This window comes from Pseudomonas sp. PB101 (genome assembly GCF_009764265.1).
Taxonomy (GTDB): domain Bacteria; phylum Pseudomonadota; class Gammaproteobacteria; order Pseudomonadales; family Pseudomonadaceae; genus Aquipseudomonas.
In genome coordinates, this window is the sequence record NZ_RWIR01000052.1 from 173,773 (window position 1) to 190,805 (window position 17,033).

The window sequence follows — 17,033 nt, forward strand, 5'->3', positions numbered from 1 at the left end:
TATAAGAACAAGAACATCGCCTATGACCCTCAGCTTCGACCTGTCGGGCCCCACTGTGGAGCCCCGGGTGATCCGTAAACAGTACGCCATGGAAATGGCGGTCGAACGCACGCGCCTGTTGTACCAGGGCTCGCTGCTGCCCACGTTGTTCATGCTGATCAATGGCCTGGTCTGTGCCGGTTTGCTCTGGAGCCCGCAGCGCTATTTCCTGGTCAGTGTCTGGCTGGTGTGGTTGTTGTCTTTGGTGGCATTGCGGGTGATTCAGGTCGCAGCCTTCGATTCGGCCATTCCCAATCGTCAGGCCCAGCCCATTTGGCGACGGATGTTCTTGCTGGGCTCCGGCCTCACCGGCCTGACCCTGGCCGGTGCCGGCATCGCCCTGGTGCCCGCCGACAACTTCATTCAGCAAGCCTGGGTCTTCGGCCTCATCGGTGCCGCAGCGCTCTCGGCCAGCGTGGCTTATGCGGTGAGTTTGCCGGCCTTTCTGTCTTTTACCTTGCCTTGCCTGTTGCCGGCCATCGCCTACATGTTTTTGGGGGCTGATGAACAGCAACATGGCTGGGGCTGGTTCGGGCTGATCCTGCTCGGCGCATTGAGCGTGGTTGCGTGGCAGGTCAATCGGTTGATCGATAGGGGCTTGATGCGGCGCTTTCAGAACCAGGCACTGATCGAGCATCTGCAGCAGGCACAAAACTGCAGTGACCAGCTCAATCAGAAACTGGCCAAGGAGATCGAACAGCGCCGCCGCGCCGACAATGAATTGCGAGAGATACAGGTCGACCTGGAAAACCGTGTCGCTCAGCGCAGCCTGGAACTGGACGCCGCCAACCAGGCGCTGAGCAAGAGCGAAGCACGCCTGGCGCTGGCATTGAAGGCCAGCGAGTTGGGGTTGTGGGACTGGAATCTGCAAACCGACGAAGTCCATCACACGCAGATTCAGGAACTGTTCGGCCTGGAGCCGGAACAGGTCACGGCACTACTGCGCCACCTCAAGCCGCGCCTTCATCCCGATGATCTTCCTGCGCTGAAAAGGGCGCTGGTCGAGCATTTGAAGGGCCGCACCGAGGATTATCAGATCGAATACCGCGTGCGGCACGGCGACGGCCACTGGGTATGGATCGAGGACCGTGGGCGGGCGGTCGAGCGTGCCGAAAATGGCCGGGTGATTCGCATGGTTGGCACTCGCCGCGACATCAGCGTCAGCAAGGGCCTGGAAGAGCAGCGGCAACTGGCGGCGACTGTGTTCGAGGCGGCCAGCGAAGGGATCGTGATTTTCGATCCGAACTATGCCCTGATCGCAGTGAATCAAGCCTTCAGCCGGGTGACCGGCTATGACATCGAGGACATGATCGGGCGCAATGTCGTCGAGTTGCCTTGCAGTCGCGATGCGCGTCGGCATTACGCCGCAATACATCAGGCGCTGGAGCAGGAAGGCAGCTGGCAGGGCGAACTGGTGGAAACCCGCAAGAACGGCGAGATGTATCCGCAATGGCTGCAACTGAATGCCGTGCGCGATCCCCGGGGAAATGTCAGTCATATTGTGGGCTTCTTCGCTGATCTCTCGGCCCGTCGGGAATCAGAAGAGCGCATGCGTTATCTGACCCATTACGACGAACTGACCGGGCTGGCCAACCGCGCGATGTTCCGCGAACGACTCAGTGAAGCTCATCAGCGAGTGCGGCAGGGCGGTTATCGCAGCCTGGCCTTGCTGCACATCAATCTCGATCGGTTCAAGCAACTCAACGACAGCCTGGGGCATGAAGTCGCCGACCAGTTGTTGCAGAAAATGGCGCGGCGACTGGTCAATGCATTGCCGGAGGCCGACACCATCGCGCGCCTTTCCGGTGACGAGTTTGCCGTGCTGTTCAACTCTTACGGCAACCTGTCGAGCCTGGCCCGGGTAGCGACTCGCCTGGCGAGCAAGCTGCGCTTGCCGGTGACCATCGATGGGCATGAACTGGTGGTCAGCGCGTCGATGGGCATCAGCTTGTTACCGGACAGCGCCCGGGAAATTTCGGCATTGGTCAACCAGTCGAACATGGCCATGCAGCACGCCAAACACCTGGGGGGTAATAATTTCCAGTTCTACACCGACAGTCTGCAAGCCAGCACGCTGGAGCGGTTGCAGCTGGAAAACCATTTGCGCAAGGCCGTCGAAGAGCAGCAGCTGAAGGTGTTTTACCAGCCCAAGCTGTGCCTTGCCACGGGCAAGCTCAATGCCGCCGAGGCGTTGGTGCGCTGGGATCATCCGACCATGGGGCGCGTGCCGCCGGGGGATTTCATCGGCCTGGCTGAAGAAACCGGATTGATCGGCCCGATCGGTGAGTTCGTGCTGCGCCAGGCCTGCTGGCAAGCCTGTGAGTGGCAGCGGCAGGGGCTCGAAGCGATTCGGGTGTCGGTCAATCTGTCGGTGCATCAATTGCGCCAGGGCAAGCTGGTCAGCCTGGTGCGGCAGGTGCTGGAAGAGACCGGGCTGGCGCCGCAACTGTTGGAGTTGGAGCTCACCGAAAGCCAGTTGCTGGACAGCGTCGAACACATCATCGCGACGTTCCAGCAGTTGCGCGATCTGGGGGTGAAGCTGGCCATTGACGATTTTGGCACCGGTTACTCGTCACTGAGCTACCTCAAGCGTATTCCGGTGGACTACGTGAAAATCGATCAGGCGTTTATCCGCGGATTGGGAGAGGGCACCGAGGATGCGGCGATCACCCGGGCCATCATTGCCATGGCTCACGGCTTGTCGTTGAAGGTCGTGGCGGAGGGGGTGGAGCGGGAAGAACAGCTGGAGTTCCTGAAAGCCGAGCGCTGCGATGAAGTGCAGGGTTATTTGATCAGCCGCCCGGTCGAGGCCGAGACGCTGGCCGGTTTGCTGCACGCGCAAGCTGCAAGCTGACGAGGATACGCAGGGCACTTTTGTCCTTTAAAACGTGCACCCGCTGCATTTGGACAGGCGCCAGAGTGCTACATGAAGCGCGGGCACGTGAAAACGAGGGATTCGGTAACGCATTGAGCAGGCAAAAAGCCAATTCATGTAGTATAACTACAAGCGTGCTACATCCCCGGCACCTGCCAATAACAAAGAGTCCAGCCCCTTGAATCTGCTGCAACACATCGCCCAGTCTCGCCACCTGTTACGCAAGTCGGAGCTCAAGGTCGCCGACCACGTGCTGCTTGATCCTGCGGCCGTGATGCACAGTTCCATGGCCGACCTGGCCCACAGCGTGGGCATCAGTGAACCGACCATCGTGCGTTTTTGCCGTGCCATCGGTTGTTCCGGTTTCCAGGACCTCAAGCTGAAGCTGGCCCAGAGCCTGGCGGCAGGTGCCAGTTTCGGCCAGTTTGCGATCCATGAAGACGATTCGGTCGCCGACTACAGCCTGAAAATCTTCGACACCACCCTGCATACCCTGATGGAGGTTCGCGAGAAGCTCGATCCTCTGGAGCTGCAGCGGGCGGTGACGCTGATGTCCCAGGCCCAGCGCGTCGAGTTCTATGGCTTTGGCGCCTCGGGTGCGGTCGCGGCGGATGCGCAACACAAGTTCTTCCGCTTGCTGCTGACGGCAGCGGCGTATTCCGACCCGCACATGCAGGCGATGTCGGCCGTGACGCTCAAGCCAACCGACGTGGCGATCTGCATTTCTCAGTCCGGGCGCTCCAAGGACCTGCTGATCACCGCCAACCTGGTGCGCGAAAGCGGCGCCTCGCTGATCACCTTGTGCCCGAGCCAGACACCATTGGCTGAGCTGTCTACGGTCAATCTGGCGATCGATGTGCATGAAGACACCGAAATTTATACGCCGCTGACTTCGCGTATCGCCCACCTGGTGGTGATCGATGTGCTGGCGATGGGCGTGGCCATGGCGCGTGGCCCGAGCCTGGTCAACCACCTCAAGAGCGTCAAGCGCAGCCTGCGCAGCTTGCGGTTGTCGCCCAAGTCGGTAAAAGCGCTGGACGATTGAGCCTGGCTTGAAATGGCTGGAAGGTCGTTCCGACCTTATCGCGAGCAAGCTCGCTCCCACAGGTTCTGCGGCGTGCACGATCAAATGTGGGAGCGAGCTTGCTCGCGATGGCGGCCTCGAATACACCGCAATTTTCATCAGTCTGTAACACCCGAGCCGCCAAACCGTCATCCCTCGCGCCTATCTTGAAACTCCCGTACTCGCCTTGGGAGACTCGAAATGGCCATGCCCTACGAAGAACGCAACAGCGCTGTCAAAACCCGTCGTCAGCAAGAAGATCAGCGCCGCATGGAATTCCGTCGCGCCATCGAAGATCGCTGCGAACGCCGTCAGCTCCTGGCTGAAATTGGCGATTTTCCGGAGTTGGAGCTCAACTTCTGGCAGGCATCTGCCTCGACTTCCCGTCGAAACGCTCAACCAGCGCGCTGATCTGAATCCGCTCGCTACGAATAAACGCCAGGAAGGCGTGAGCCACCGGTGACAGGCGTTTCGCCTTGGCCTGTACCAGGCACCAACTGCGAAACAGTGGCAGCTCTTCGATGGGCAGTTCGATCAGCCCACCGGTTGCCAGCTCAAGGTTCAGGGCGTGGCGCGTCAACAGCGCAACGCCCAGACCTGCCAGTACACATTCACGCTGAGCTTCGGCAGACGAGACTTCCTGAGTCTGGTTGAAGTGCACGCGCTTCTCCTTGAAGTACTCTTCGCATGCAAGTCGCGTCCCGGAGCCTGGCTCACGCAGCAGCAGCGTGTAGGGTTCGAGATCCTGCAGGCGCAGCGGCCCCATATGGCACAGCGGGTGATCCGGGGGTGCCACGGCGACAATCGGGTTGTTCAGGAACGGCAGGAATTCCAGGCCCATGTCCTGAGGCACCATGGACATGATCACCAGGTCGTCGCGGTTGTCCGACAGGCGTCGGATTACCTGGCCGCGATTGACCACCGTCAGTTGCAGGTTCACCTCCGGGTGCTGACGCTTGAATGCGGCAAACAGATGCGGCACGAAATATTTCGCGCTGGATTCCACCGCCAGTTTCAGTTGCCCCTGCAACGAGCCCTGCATGTCCGACAGCTGCATGTCGAGGTTTTCCAGGCGGCCGAAAATATCCCGGCTGGCTCGCTGTAACGCTTCAGCGGCTTCGGTCATGTAGAGTTTTTTGCCGACATAATCGAACAAAGGCTGGCCAACCAGCTCCTCAAGTTGACGAATCTGCAGGCTGACGGCAGGTTGTGTGAGCGACATTTCCTCGGCCGCACGGCTGTAGGAGCGCAAATCACAGACCTCGTTGAAGATCTGCAATTGCCGCAAAGTCATACGCATCAATGACTTACGCATTATCTTGTCGCTCTCGTCGCTGGCTGGTGAATCAACTATAAGTCTTTACTTATGCATGACCCAATTTTTATTCATTTTTGTTAATCCCTTGTGGGCGCTAGTGTGGACCTGCGACTAAATTGAAACATTTGGTCACGCGTCGACCTGGTCTAGCAGGTCGTGGGTACCACCGGCTCAAGGGAACCTCCAAGTGATAACAAAGATCCTGATCGCCAACCGTGGTGAGATTGCCGTACGAATCGTACGTGCCTGTGCCGAAATGGGCATTCGCTCGGTCGCGATCTACTCCGATGCCGACCGCCATGCCTTGCATGTGAAGCGTGCGGACGAAGCCCACAGCATCGGTGCCGAGCCGCTGGCCGGTTACCTGAACCCACGCAAGCTGGTGAACCTGGCCGTGGAGACCGGTTGCGATGCGTTGCACCCCGGTTATGGCTTCCTTTCGGAAAACGCCGAACTGGCGGAGATCTGCGCCGAACGCGGGATCAAATTCATTGGCCCATCGGCTGAAGTCATTCGCCGCATGGGCGACAAGACCGAAGCCCGCCGCAGCATGATCAAGGCTGGCGTGCCGGTCACTCCAGGCACCGAAGGCAACGTGTCGGGCATCGAAGAAGCCCTGACCGAAGGCGATCGCATCGGTTACCCGGTGATGCTCAAGGCCACGTCCGGTGGTGGCGGCCGCGGCATTCGTCGCTGCAACAGCCGCGAAGAACTCGAACAGGCTTTCCCGCGTGTCATTTCCGAAGCCACCAAGGCTTTTGGTTCGGCGGAAGTGTTCCTGGAAAAATGCATCGTCAATCCGAAGCACATCGAAGCGCAGATTCTTGGCGACAGCTTCGGCAACGTGGTGCACCTGTTCGAGCGTGATTGCTCGATCCAGCGCCGCAACCAGAAGCTGATCGAAATCGCCCCGAGCCCGCAACTGACCCCGGAACAGCGCGCCTACATCGGCGACCTGTCGGTGCGTGCGGCCAAGGCCGTGGGCTACGAGAACGCCGGCACCGTGGAGTTCCTGCTCGCCGAGGGCGAGGTGTACTTCATGGAGATGAACACCCGGGTGCAGGTGGAACACACCATCACCGAAGAAATCACCGGCATCGACATCGTTCGTGAGCAGATCCGCATTGCCTCCGGCCTGCCGCTTTCGGTGAAACAGGAAGACATCCAGCACCGTGGTTTCGCCCTGCAGTTCCGGATCAACGCCGAAGACCCGAAAAACAACTTCCTGCCGAGCTTCGGCAAGATCACCCGCTACTACGCACCCGGCGGCCCCGGCGTGCGTACCGACACGGCGATCTATACCGGCTACACCATCCCGCCGTACTACGACTCGATGTGCCTGAAACTGGTGGTGTGGGCCCTGACCTGGGAAGAAGCGATGGACCGTGGCTTGCGCGCCCTCGACGACATGCGTCTGCAAGGGGTCAAGACCACCGCCGCGTACTACCAGGAAATCCTGCGTAACCCGGAATTCCGTAGCGGCCAGTTCAACACCAGCTTCGTTGAAAGCCACCCTGAACTGACCAACTACTCGATCAAGCGCAAACCCGAAGAGCTGGCCCTGGCCATCGCCGCCGCCATCGCCGCCCACGCAGGCCTGTGAGGAATATTCCAATGACTAAGAAAATCCACGTTACCGACACAATCCTGCGCGACGCCCACCAATCGCTGCTCGCCACCCGCATGCGCACCGAAGACATGCTGCCGATCTGCGACAAGCTCGACAAAGTCGGCTACTGGTCGCTGGAGTGCTGGGGCGGCGCGACGTTCGACGCCTGCGTACGTTTCCTCAAGGAAGACCCGTGGGAGCGCCTGCGCCAGTTGCGCGCCGCGCTGCCTAACACCCGCCTGCAAATGCTGTTGCGCGGCCAGAACCTGCTGGGCTACCGCCACTACAGCGACGATGTGGTCAAGGCCTTCGTCGCCAAGGCTGCGGTCAACGGCATCGACGTGTTCCGCATCTTCGACGCCATGAACGACGTGCGTAACCTGCGCGTGGCCATTGAAGCCGTGAAAGCTGCCGGCAAACACGCCCAGGGCACCATCGCCTACACCACCAGCCCGGTCCACACCATCGACGCCTTCGTGGCGCAAGCCAAGCAGATGGAAGCGATGGGTTGCGACTCGGTGGCGATCAAGGACATGGCCGGCCTGCTGACCCCGTACGCCACCGGTGAGCTGGTTCGGGCATTGAAAGCCGAACAGTCGCTGCCAGTGTTCATCCACTCGCATGACACCGCCGGCCTGGCGACGATGTGCCAGCTCAAGGCGATCGAGAACGGCGCCGACCACATCGACACCGCGATCTCCAGCTTCGCATCGGGCACCAGCCACCCAGGCACCGAGTCGATGGTTGCTGCGCTCAAGGGCACCGAGTTCGACACCGGTCTGAACCTGGAACTGCTGCAAGAGATCGGCCTGTACTTCTACGCCGTGCGCAAGAAGTACCACCAGTTCGAAAGCGAATTCACCGCCGTCGACACCCGTGTGCAAGTCAACCAGGTGCCGGGCGGGATGATTTCCAACCTCGCCAACCAGCTCAAGGAGCAGGGTGCCCTGAACCGCATGAGCGAAGTGCTGGCCGAAATCCCGCGCGTTCGTGAAGACCTTGGCTTCCCGCCGCTGGTGACCCCGACTTCGCAGATCGTCGGCACCCAGGCGTTCTTCAACGTGTTGGCCGGCGAGCGCTACAAGACCATCACCAACGAAGTGAAGCTGTACCTGCAGGGCGGCTACGGCAAGGCGCCGGGCACCGTGAGCGAACAACTGCGTCGCCAGGCCATCGGCAGCGAAGAAGTGATCGACGTCCGCCCGGCCGATCTGCTCAAGCCGGAAATGGCCAAGCTGCGCGCCGATATCGGTGCTCTGGCCAAGTCTGAAGAAGACGTGCTGACCTTCGCCATGTTCCCGGACATTGGGCGCAAGTTCCTCGAAGAGCGTGCGGCCGGCACCCTGACGCCTGAAGTGCTGTTGCCGATTCCTGAAGCTGGCGGTGTCGCTTCGGCCGGTGGCGAAGGTGTACCGACCGAGTTCGTCATCGACGTCCACGGCGAAACCTACCGCGTCGACATCACCGGTGTCGGCGTCAAGGCCGAAGGCAAGCGTCACTTCTACCTGTCCATCGACGGCATGCCGGAAGAAGTGGTGTTCGAACCGCTCAACGAATTCGTCGGCGGCGGCAGCAGCAAGCGCAAGCAAGCCACTGCACCGGGTCACGTCAGCACCACCATGCCGGGCAACATCGTCGACGTGCTGGTCAAGGAAGGCGACACCGTCAAGGCGGGCCAGGCTGTGTTGATCACCGAAGCGATGAAGATGGAAACCGAAGTCCAGGCCGCCATCGCCGGTAAAGTCACCGCCATTCACGTGGCCAAGGGTGACCGGGTGAATCCGGGCGAGATCCTGATCGAGATCGAAGGCTGAGTTAACGGCCTCGATACAACGCTTTATACCTCGGGGGAGCATGTGCTCCCCTTTTTTTTTGGGGTTTCACGGGGTTGGTGGGCGCGGCTTTTTGTGGGGGCTGCGATGGTCGTTAACGATGACGCGTGTAAACCGGATAAACGCGGCGCACTTGAGTCCATCGCCAGCAAGCCGGCTCCTACAGGTATTGCGTGTTTCGGCCAGGACGCGGTTTTTTGTAGGAGCTGGCTCGCCAGCGATGGTCGTTAACGATGACGCGTGTAAGCAGGATAAACGTGGCGCACTTGAGTCCATCGCCAGCAAGCCGGCTCCTACAGGTTTTCCGGGTTCAGGATTTTTGGGGTCTGCATTCGACCAGGCTTTTTACTTGCCCCGAATCCGTTTGATTCTCATCGCTCAGCCACTGTTCGAACCCGGCGCCAATCGCCGGCCATTCCGAGTCCAGAATCGAATACCACGCGGTGTCCCGATTTTGCCCCTTGACCACCATGTGCTGGCGGAACACGCCCTCAAAACTGAAACCTAATCGTTCGGCCGCGTATTTGGAACGGCCGTTGGCGTTGTTGCATTTCCATTCCAGGCGACGGTAACCCAGGGCAAAGGATTCTTTGGCCAGCAGGTACACCGCTTCAGTGCTTTTCGGCGAGCGCTGCATTGGAGCGCCGAAGGTGACGTGACCGATTTCGATGCGGCCCTGGGCCGGGACGATGGACATCAGGCTGAGAATGCCCTGGACCTCGCCGCTGGCGCGGTCGATCACGCTGAAGAAATACGGGTCGCTGCTGGCCGCATGGTTGTTCAGCCAGTCGTTGAAGACGCTGCGCTCCGGGAAGGGGCCGTAAGGCAGGTAGTCCCATAGTTTCGGGTCGGCGCCGGGACCTTGCAGGGCGTTGAACAGGTCGTCGCCGTGGCGCGCCGGGTCGAGTCTTTCCAGGCGGATATAACGCCCTTCGATCAGTTGAGTGGTGGGAGCCGGGGCGCCTTTCCAGTCGGCGAGTGAAATCGACATGCTGTTCTCCTTGAACCTAGATGGCTTTGCGAAACTGGATGAAACCCGGGCGTTCGGCGATGCGCTCGTAGAGCTGGATCGCGGTGGCGTTGGTTTCGTGGGTCAGCCAGTGGACCTTGTTGCATCCATCGGCCTTGGCCGTGGCGTAGACGAATTCGATCAACTGACGGCCGACGCCGGTGCCACGGGTTTCCGGGACCACCAGCAAGTCCTGCAGGTAGCAGGAGTTTTCGATGGCCCAGTTCGAACGATGGTAGATGAAATGCACCATGCCCACCGCTTTGCCTTCGGCCCAGGCAAGGGCGGCGTGGGTTGGCTCGTTCGGATCGAGCATGCGCTGCCAGGTGCTTTGACTGACGGCATCCACCAGTTCGGTGTTGTAGAAGCGCAGGTAGGCTTGCCACAGCGGCAACCAGGCCGCGTGATCAGCGGCGGTGACCTGGCGAATGTCGATCTGACTCATGTTGATTTCCTTAGCGCATCAATTGGGCGAGGGTTTGGTCGTTGACGTCGGGGCTGGCGGCCAGGCCTTCGCGCACGCCGGCGATGTCGGCGGGGCTGCGGTTCTGGCTGAGCTTGCGCTTGCCTTCCAGACGGTCGATGGGAATGGCGAAGCCGACGATGGCCTTGAGCATGCCGTCGATGTAGTCGGCGGGGGCATCGGCCACTGACCACGGTTGGGCGCGGCCCGCTTCATGACGGTCGGTGAGGGTGCTGACGATGTCGAGCAGCCGCCCGCCATCGCTGAAGGTTTCCGCTCGGCCATAGGCGTGTACGGCGACGTAGTTCCAGGTGGGCACGACTTTGCCGTGCTCGGCCTTGCTCGGGTAGAAGCCTGGGCTGACGTAGGCGTCGGCACCGGCAAAAATCAGCAGGGCTTCGGCACCGTCGCGCAGGTCTTTCCACTGGGGATTGGCTTTGGCCAGATGCCCGTACAACGTGCCGTTGGTGCCTTGCTCGCAATGCAGCAGCACCGGTACATGGCTGGCTTGCAGGCCGCTTTCGCCGTGGGTCACCAATATGGCGAGGCGGGTGGCGAGGATCAGTTCATGCAGTTGGGCCAACTCGTCGATGGCAAAAGCGCGTGGCGTGTACATGGAGATATTTTCCTTGGCGAATGTCTGCATCCTAGGCAGGCTATTGGTCTGTTGTAAGAGCCATTAACGACAAATTTCATAGGTCCATTACCATGACGGATGCGCCGCTTTCCTTGTCGTTCAACCCGGCCGGTATCGAACTCGACCGTCGCCAGGGGCTGAGCCGGCAGCTCTATCAGGCTTTGCGCCTGCGCGTGCTTGATGGACGATTGGCCAGCGGTACGCGCCTGCCGGCCAGTCGTGACCTGGCCGCAGCGCTGGCGATTTCCCGTAACAGCGTGGTGCGCGCCTATGATCAGCTGTACGCCGAGGGCTTCATCGAGGGGCGCGTCGGGGATGGCACGTATGTCGCGCAACTGCCTGAGGCAGCGTTGCCGGCAAAAAAACTATCCACAAAAGTATCCACAGGGTTTTCAACAGGGTTACCCACAGCCTTATCCACAAATTGGCTGGATTTGCCTGTTGATCCATCCAGTAAAGTTATCCACAACGATCCGTTGGCGAGGGTCAAAAACAATCATTTACCCAGCCCGCCAAGCGGTCCGCCCCGGGCATTTCGGGTCGGTGTGCCGGCGTTCGATCTGTTTCCGTTCGAGGTCTGGGCCAAGCTGAATGCGGCTTTCTGGCGTAAACCGGATTTACAGCAGCTGTGTTACGGCGACCCGGCCGGTGATGCGCGCTTGCGCGGGATGGTTGCCGCGTATTTACGCAGTTCGAGGGGCATGCAGTGCTCGGCTGAACAAATAGTGATCACCAGTGGCGCACAGCAGGGAATCAGCCTTTGTGCACAGTTGCTGGTGGAGCCCGGTGACGGGGTGGCGATTGAGAATCCGGGGTATCGGGCGGCCGGTCATGCGTTCGCCGTGGCGGGTGCACGGTTGCATGGGGTCGCGGTGGACAGCGAGGGCATCGATTGCAGTGAGCTGGCGGGGCTCGCTGATTGTCGGCTGACCTACGTGACGCCGTCACACCAGTATCCCACCGGAGTGGTCATGAGTCTGGCGCGACGCCTGGAGCTACTGGCCTGGGCCGAGCGCACTCAGGGCTGGATCGTCGAGGACGATTACGACGGTGAGTACCGTTACAGCGGTGCGCCGCTGGCGCCTTTGGCCGCGCTCGATCGGCAAGGCCGGGTGCTCTACGTCGGCACGTTCGGCAAAGTCGCGTTTCCGGCGTTGCGCCTGGGTTACCTGGTGTTGCCGCCGGGGCTGGTGCAGGCGTTTGCCCAACGTCGCGCGGTGGATGTACGGCACTCCGAGGTCAGCACTCAGGCAGTGATGGCCGAGTTCATGGCAGCGGGGCACTTTCAGCGGCACATTCGTCGCATGCGGCGTGCGGCATTGAGCCGGCGCAATACCCTGCTCAATGGTTGGCCGACGGATATTCCGGGTGTCGGTCCATTACCCACCGTTGCTGCCGGGTTGCACCTGACCGTGCCGGTCGACAGCGTGGCGCGTGAACGCGAGCTGATCGACCTGGCGAGCAGTGTCGACGTCGAGATCAACGGCTTGAGCAGCTATTGGCTGCCCGATTCCACGACGCCGATGGATCAACGATCGGGGTTGGTGCTGGGGTTTGCAGCGGTGCCCGAACAAGCCATCGAGGCAGCGCTGCAACGGTTGCGTGCGGTGTGGCGGGGCCGCTGAAGCGGGCGGGTTGTCAGTCCGCCCGCACAGGTATTAGCGCTTCGGTTCGAGATTCAGAAACAGAGCCGAATCGTTGATGCGCCGCAGCACATAGTCGATCGGCGCCAGGGTAGTCAGTGCCTGGCGACGTTCGGCAGTGAAAGTCTGCAGATGAGAGTCAGCGATTTTCAGGTGCGCAGCGGTGAACCGCTCCGGCGCGGCGTCCAGCGAATCGTAGTGAAAGTGCGCCAGCCACAGCGGCTGATCTTTGTTGCCAATGTCGAGAATCCGGTACTCCTGAAAATAATCCCGGCGCTGTTTGGTCCTGATCCGACCTTGTTCGTTCCTGTCGATCCGGACCTGGCCGTTGTCCAGTAACCATTGCAAATAGGCTTGTCGGGGCTGGCGCTCCTTGAGCAGACTGGCTCTGGTCGTGACACCTTGGGCGCGTAACCGGGTGGCGGCCTCGTTGAGTTCCAAACTCAGGGTAGCCACTGGAAGCCGCGTCCCACTGCGCGCCGTGGCCTGATCGACATTGATCGCTACTTGTTCGAGCCGACGGGCTTGTAGATCGAACAAATCTTGCATGTCAGCAGGGATGCGATTGGGTTTGAAGGCGTCTTTGCGCGTACGCGTAATGAAGCCTTCGACGTCTTCATTCAATGTCAAGGCATTGGCAATCGTGTCGATGTCGTCCAGCGTTTGCACGGGGGCGGTGTGCGGCGCGGCAGGGCGCATTTGGTCGAGAGCCGGCTCCTCGGAGGTCGACGCCTTGGCAGGCACCGGATCTCGAGGGCGACTCTTGGTGACTTTACCTGTTGGGCGTGAAGGGCCGGCAACCGCGGGTTTTGGCGTCTCAGGCAGGGCGATGCTCGCGTTCTCGGGCAACAGCAGACTCAGTTGTTCCTGAGCCAATTGCCGGAACTCACCGATCAAGTTGCGCACCCGCTGGAGTTCTGCTGGCTCTACGTCGCCTGGATATTCGCCGGGAAGATCTTCGAGGCGCTGATCGGTGTCGGCATAGACATCGATCAGCCTGCTCAGGTTTTCGATGCGCAGTGCGACAGCTTCATTGCTGTTCGGGGTTCTGATCATGGCGGCTTGACGTTGGGTGGCGGTCGCAGCCTCGATGATCAACGTACCCACTGTGTCACGCGCGGCATTGGCGCGTGCGGTGTCGGTGCCACGCAGGCACATTTCATGGGACATGCCTATCTCGTTGGATTTCAAGTCCCACTCGGTGAAGGGGGGAAGCTTTTGACGCAGGATTTCTGCGCTGGTCATGCCGGCGCTTCCAAGGGCCTCAAGCCGTTTGAGGGATGTCTGGGACAGTTCCAGGCGAGCGACCATGTCCTGGCTCAACGCCAATACCTCTCTGACACCCTGTATGTGCGTCTGCAGTGCGGCGTTTGATTCAATGACGGTATTACCGCCGAGTTGCCGAGTGAGCTTTGCGTAGGTGTTGCGCTTGACCAAGAACCATAGAACGAGATTTCTCAGCATCTGCGTGGTCATTGCCCGCAGATCATCGAAATAGCCTGCGCTTCCGCCCTTGAGACGCCATTGCTGCAGATTGTTCAACGCCTGGTCGTACTCAGCGATCAGCGTTTCCACCTGGGTGAGGTAACGCTGAGTCGCTTGTTCGATTGCCGGCCCGGTGGCGCCCTTCATGGCTTCATGGGCCTCCTTCAGCTTGGCTGCACCGGCCGCTTCCTGACGTTTGAAGTTTTGAAGAACCGTGGCCAGCTGTTTTTGCTGCTGCTTCTTTTCCTTGCGCTGCGCCTTGAGTTGGCTTTGCAGGCTCTGGCCACCCGCGCCGCCACGCAAGCGCAATCGCGTGTCCACAAACCATTGGCCTTGTTTGTTGTGGACCAGCAGCGGGCCGGTTTTCGCGGGTGTATCCGGGTAAACGATCTGGACCTGTTGATCGTCGTTTTCCAACACCCGGAACCAGCGTTCGCCGACGCGGGCGTAGGTCTTGTCTTCCAGGCGATAAAGAGGCGCGGCATCGCGCAGGAGGGTCTCCAGGGTTGGGGCCTTCAGATCGAGTGCCGGTACTGTCAGGTTCTGCAGATACTCGGCCAGCGCAGTGCCTGATCGATGGGGTACGGAGCCGTTGGCCTCGAGCGAGGAGTAATGACTGGACGGCAATTCGCCGGTCAATGGTGTGGGCAGCAGTGTCACAGTGGGCGTTACCGGTTTGACCGGAGCGCCGCCTGGTAGAGTCGGCACGCTGTCGTTTATTGGTGCAGCCTGACGCCGGCCAGTCTTGCGGCGTACGGCAGCGTGGTGGGCGAGGAGGATGCCCAGGGTCAGCAGCAAATCCCCGACCGCGTTCCACTCAGTGAGCTTGTCGCCGTGCTGGTGGGCATCCACGGCTTGCTCGATTTCATTGATGCTTTGCCAGACCCAGACCGCGGCGCCGGCCGGCCCACTGAGAAAATTCGCGGCGACGTTGAAGAGTGCCCAACCGCTGTCGCGCAGCAATGCCCAGCGTCGTTCTGCATTGGACTGGGATTGGCGATCGGCGAGCTCGGCCATGGTCCTGGCATGGGTCTGGAACAGGGTGGCGAATACATCGCCGGTCAGTTCGGTTGATGACAATTCGACCGGCCCGGCCCAGGCCACGTCTGTCCAGGGTTCGGAGAGTAACTGTGCCCCCAGCCATGGGCTCGGAAGGCCGACGGGGAACGTGTACTGGGCGTATTTGAAGCTGGTATTGGAGTCAGGCAGCCACGCCAGCACCGAGTCCCTCAACTCGCCCGGTTGATGCAGGGCATACAGCAGGTTTTGCGCTGAGGGGATTTGCAGCAACGGCTGTTCGAGCAGCGGACGGTAGAGCAGGCAAGGCCCGGCGTCCGGGTGGCGCGGAGCGATGATGAACATGTTGTCGACGGTGTCGCCGTCAGTGTTGGCGGCGTGGACGAAGCACAAGGGGCGGATGACGATCGGTTGCGGGTGGCCGGGTGTCGGGTTGAGCCATTCGTTTACATAGCGGCAACCCAGCTCATCCACGCCGCCGATGTGGCGGACCTTGGATTCCAGGGCAATCAGCGGCAGCAGCGCGCGCAACTGGCTGATGTAAAAGTGCTCTTGCAGGCTAGCCTGCACCGGATCATCGATCAGCTTGTCCTTGATCAGTCTGGGATACTTCTGGCCAATATCGACCTCGCTCGCGATCTTCGTCAGATACGTCACGTTCAGCCATTCGGGCACAGGTTGCGGCGGATTGAAGCGAATGGTTGCCTGATACGGCGCGGCGTTTTGCAGGGCGTACTCGCCCAGGGTTTCGGTGTGGATGTCGAGGGGGTTGGGCAGCGTCAAGCCACCGGATTCAAAACTGTTGGTGATCGTGATCTCAAGGTTATCGAGGGGCAGCCCGGCGGCAGATGTCTTGTCGGCAAATATCGCTTTGCGCATGCGCTGCTGGGCGAAGGCATCAATCGAAGGGATCTGGAAAAGGTCTTTGTTGGCCTGCTTGTACAGTTTGCCCAATGCGTTGACGGATCGACTGTACTGATCCAGATCAGCGGCCGACGCGTCGAGCAGCCAGTCGGGTATTGAGTTCTCCAGATCATTGCGGGTGTTTTTCTCTTGAACGGTGGTGTGTTCAGGGAGAGCGGACAGCCCGGTACTGTCATCCGCATCAGCAGCGAGGTTTTCGCGGGTGATCGCTGCGATAGCGTCCAGTTGGGTGGTAATCAGGGCCCAGGCCATATGGTCGAAAAAATCACCCTCGGGCTCGAACAACTGCCACTGCAGTTCTCGCCCGGCCAGTTGCTGCTGGATGCGCTCCGGCAACGACTTACCCAATGACTCCATCGAATTGAACGATTCATAGCCACTTTCCACGGTGTACATCATCACCAGATCGCGTTGTTTGTAGCGCCCTGTGAGTACGGCGGCACCACCGAGGACCAGGTGTTGTTTTTTTCCTTTTTCGTCGACGGTGTCGATATCAATCAGGCTGGCCTGGATATCCGCCATCGTCGGTGCATGTTTTTGCCGCTCCGGTTTGTCCGGGTGAAGTGAGACCGCCCGGGCCACATGGCACTGATCGTCATCCCAGCCGTCGACGTGGTGAACATCGAGGGCTTTGCGCAAGGCTTGCGACAGTTCTTGCCAGCGCGGTGCCTGGTGTCCGCTTCCGTTCCAGAAGGCGAGTTGACGTTCCCTGAAGGCAACGAAAAGCAAGGGGGTGTAGTCGTTGAGCAACCTGGCGATGGCCTCGATGTCGAGGTCCAGATGCACAACCGGCGTGGCCTGCGGATTCAACGTCAGGAAGTGTTCACCCTCCAGGTAGTTGGCATTGGCAGCGGTGAAGAACTGACGCACCAGCACCTGGGTCAGCGATTCAAACCGAGTAGGCATTGCCACGAGTGAACCGTCGAGCCATTGCCATCGAGGTGTGGCGAGCATCGTGTGTTCGGGGTCGATATCTCGCTCGGGATACAGCGCCTTGAGGCCCTGGCGCAGCATCTGCGTGGCGACTTCATCGACAGTCGGTCCCTGACTTGTCTGATGGATGACCAGGCTTTTTTTCAGCAGTACCGGTGGCTCGGTAGTCTCGGGGTGTTCAATCAT

11 protein-coding genes are annotated in these 17,033 nt (G+C 60.3%); 6 read left to right on the forward strand and 5 right to left on the reverse strand.

The genetic code is table 11. The annotated features are described in order from the left end of the window. Positions 1-22 precede the first annotated feature (22 nt). From EI969_RS15900 to EI969_RS15910, 3 genes are all read left to right on the forward strand, one after another. Complete coding sequence (locus tag EI969_RS15900; protein WP_160388620.1) at positions 23-2,893, forward strand: EAL domain-containing protein; 2,871 nt, start codon at positions 23-25, stop codon at positions 2,891-2,893. A 199-nt stretch (positions 2,894-3,092) separates the two neighbouring features. Continuing rightward, positions 3,093-3,959: a transcriptional regulator HexR gene (hexR, locus tag EI969_RS15905; protein WP_007954250.1), complete on the forward strand. Its 867-nt coding sequence runs from the start codon at positions 3,093-3,095 to the stop codon at positions 3,957-3,959. A gap of 219 nt (positions 3,960-4,178) precedes the next feature. Continuing rightward, complete coding sequence (locus EI969_RS15910) at positions 4,179-4,388, forward strand: PA3496 family putative envelope integrity protein (protein WP_150716603.1); 210 nt, start codon at positions 4,179-4,181, stop codon at positions 4,386-4,388. Here the strand turns inward: EI969_RS15910 and EI969_RS15915 are convergent. After that, positions 4,330-5,292 (reverse strand): LysR family transcriptional regulator, encoded by a 963-nt coding sequence (locus tag EI969_RS15915; protein WP_160388621.1) that lies wholly within the window; start codon positions 5,290-5,292, stop codon positions 4,330-4,332. The genes EI969_RS15910 and EI969_RS15915 overlap by 59 nt on opposite strands. A 190-nt stretch (positions 5,293-5,482) precedes the next feature. Here EI969_RS15915 and EI969_RS15920 point away from each other — a divergent pair, with 190 nt between their 5' ends. Both EI969_RS15920 and oadA read left to right on the forward strand, forming a co-directional pair. Continuing rightward, on the forward strand, positions 5,483-6,898 hold the full coding sequence (locus tag EI969_RS15920) for an acetyl-CoA carboxylase biotin carboxylase subunit (RefSeq protein WP_046038868.1): 1,416 nt from the start codon (positions 5,483-5,485) through the stop codon (positions 6,896-6,898). Between the two features lie 11 nt (positions 6,899-6,909). Continuing rightward, on the forward strand, positions 6,910-8,718 hold the full coding sequence (gene oadA / locus EI969_RS15925) for a sodium-extruding oxaloacetate decarboxylase subunit alpha (RefSeq protein ID WP_160388622.1): 1,809 nt from the start codon (positions 6,910-6,912) through the stop codon (positions 8,716-8,718). A gap of 328 nt (positions 8,719-9,046) precedes the next feature. Here the strand turns inward: oadA and EI969_RS15930 are convergent, their stop codons facing one another. From EI969_RS15930 to EI969_RS15940, 3 genes are read right to left on the reverse strand one after another with little or no spacing between them, the layout of a single operon-like run. Further along, positions 9,047-9,727 carry a GNAT family N-acetyltransferase gene (locus EI969_RS15930; protein WP_160388623.1) on the reverse strand — a complete coding sequence of 227 codons (681 nt, stop codon included), beginning with the start codon at positions 9,725-9,727 and terminating at the stop codon, positions 9,047-9,049. Between the two features lie 16 nt (positions 9,728-9,743). After that, the gene (locus tag EI969_RS15935; RefSeq protein ID WP_160388624.1) at positions 9,744-10,190 is read right to left on the reverse strand and encodes a GNAT family N-acetyltransferase; all 447 of its coding nucleotides are present in this window, start codon (positions 10,188-10,190) and stop codon (positions 9,744-9,746) included. A gap of 10 nt (positions 10,191-10,200) precedes the next feature. Beyond that, positions 10,201-10,824: an FMN-binding negative transcriptional regulator gene (locus EI969_RS15940; protein ID WP_160388625.1), complete on the reverse strand. Its 624-nt coding sequence runs from the start codon at positions 10,822-10,824 to the stop codon at positions 10,201-10,203. 92 nt (positions 10,825-10,916) lie between these two features. On the opposite strand from EI969_RS15940, the gene EI969_RS15945 reads away from it, so the two are divergent. Further along, positions 10,917-12,470, forward strand: a complete 1,554-nt coding sequence (locus EI969_RS15945) for a PLP-dependent aminotransferase family protein (RefSeq protein ID WP_160388626.1) — start codon at positions 10,917-10,919, stop codon at positions 12,468-12,470. Between the two features lie 33 nt (positions 12,471-12,503). Here EI969_RS15945 and EI969_RS15950 read toward each other — a convergent pair whose 3' ends face one another. Next, positions 12,504-17,033, reverse strand: coding sequence for a hypothetical protein (locus EI969_RS15950; protein ID WP_160388627.1), 4,530 nt, complete (start codon positions 17,031-17,033; stop codon positions 12,504-12,506).

Coding starts and splice junctions, on each gene's coding strand:
- EI969_RS15900 (WP_160388620.1), top strand. CDS start 23: ATGACCCTCAGCTTCGACCTGTCGGGCCCCACTGTGGAGCCCCGGGTG.
- EI969_RS15910 (WP_150716603.1), top strand. CDS start 4,179: ATGGCCATGCCCTACGAAGAACGCAACAGCGCTGTCAAAACCCGTCGT.
- EI969_RS15915 (WP_160388621.1), bottom strand. CDS start 5,292: ATGCGTAAGTCATTGATGCGTATGACTTTGCGGCAATTGCAGATCTTC.
- oadA (WP_160388622.1), top strand. CDS start 6,910: ATGACTAAGAAAATCCACGTTACCGACACAATCCTGCGCGACGCCCAC.
- EI969_RS15930 (WP_160388623.1), bottom strand. CDS start 9,727: ATGTCGATTTCACTCGCCGACTGGAAAGGCGCCCCGGCTCCCACCACT.
- EI969_RS15935 (WP_160388624.1), bottom strand. CDS start 10,190: ATGAGTCAGATCGACATTCGCCAGGTCACCGCCGCTGATCACGCGGCC.
- EI969_RS15940 (WP_160388625.1), bottom strand. CDS start 10,824: ATGTACACGCCACGCGCTTTTGCCATCGACGAGTTGGCCCAACTGCAT.
- EI969_RS15945 (WP_160388626.1), top strand. CDS start 10,917: ATGACGGATGCGCCGCTTTCCTTGTCGTTCAACCCGGCCGGTATCGAA.
- EI969_RS15950 (WP_160388627.1), bottom strand. CDS start 17,033: ATGATTGAACACCCCGAGACTACCGAGCCACCGGTACTGCTGAAAAAA.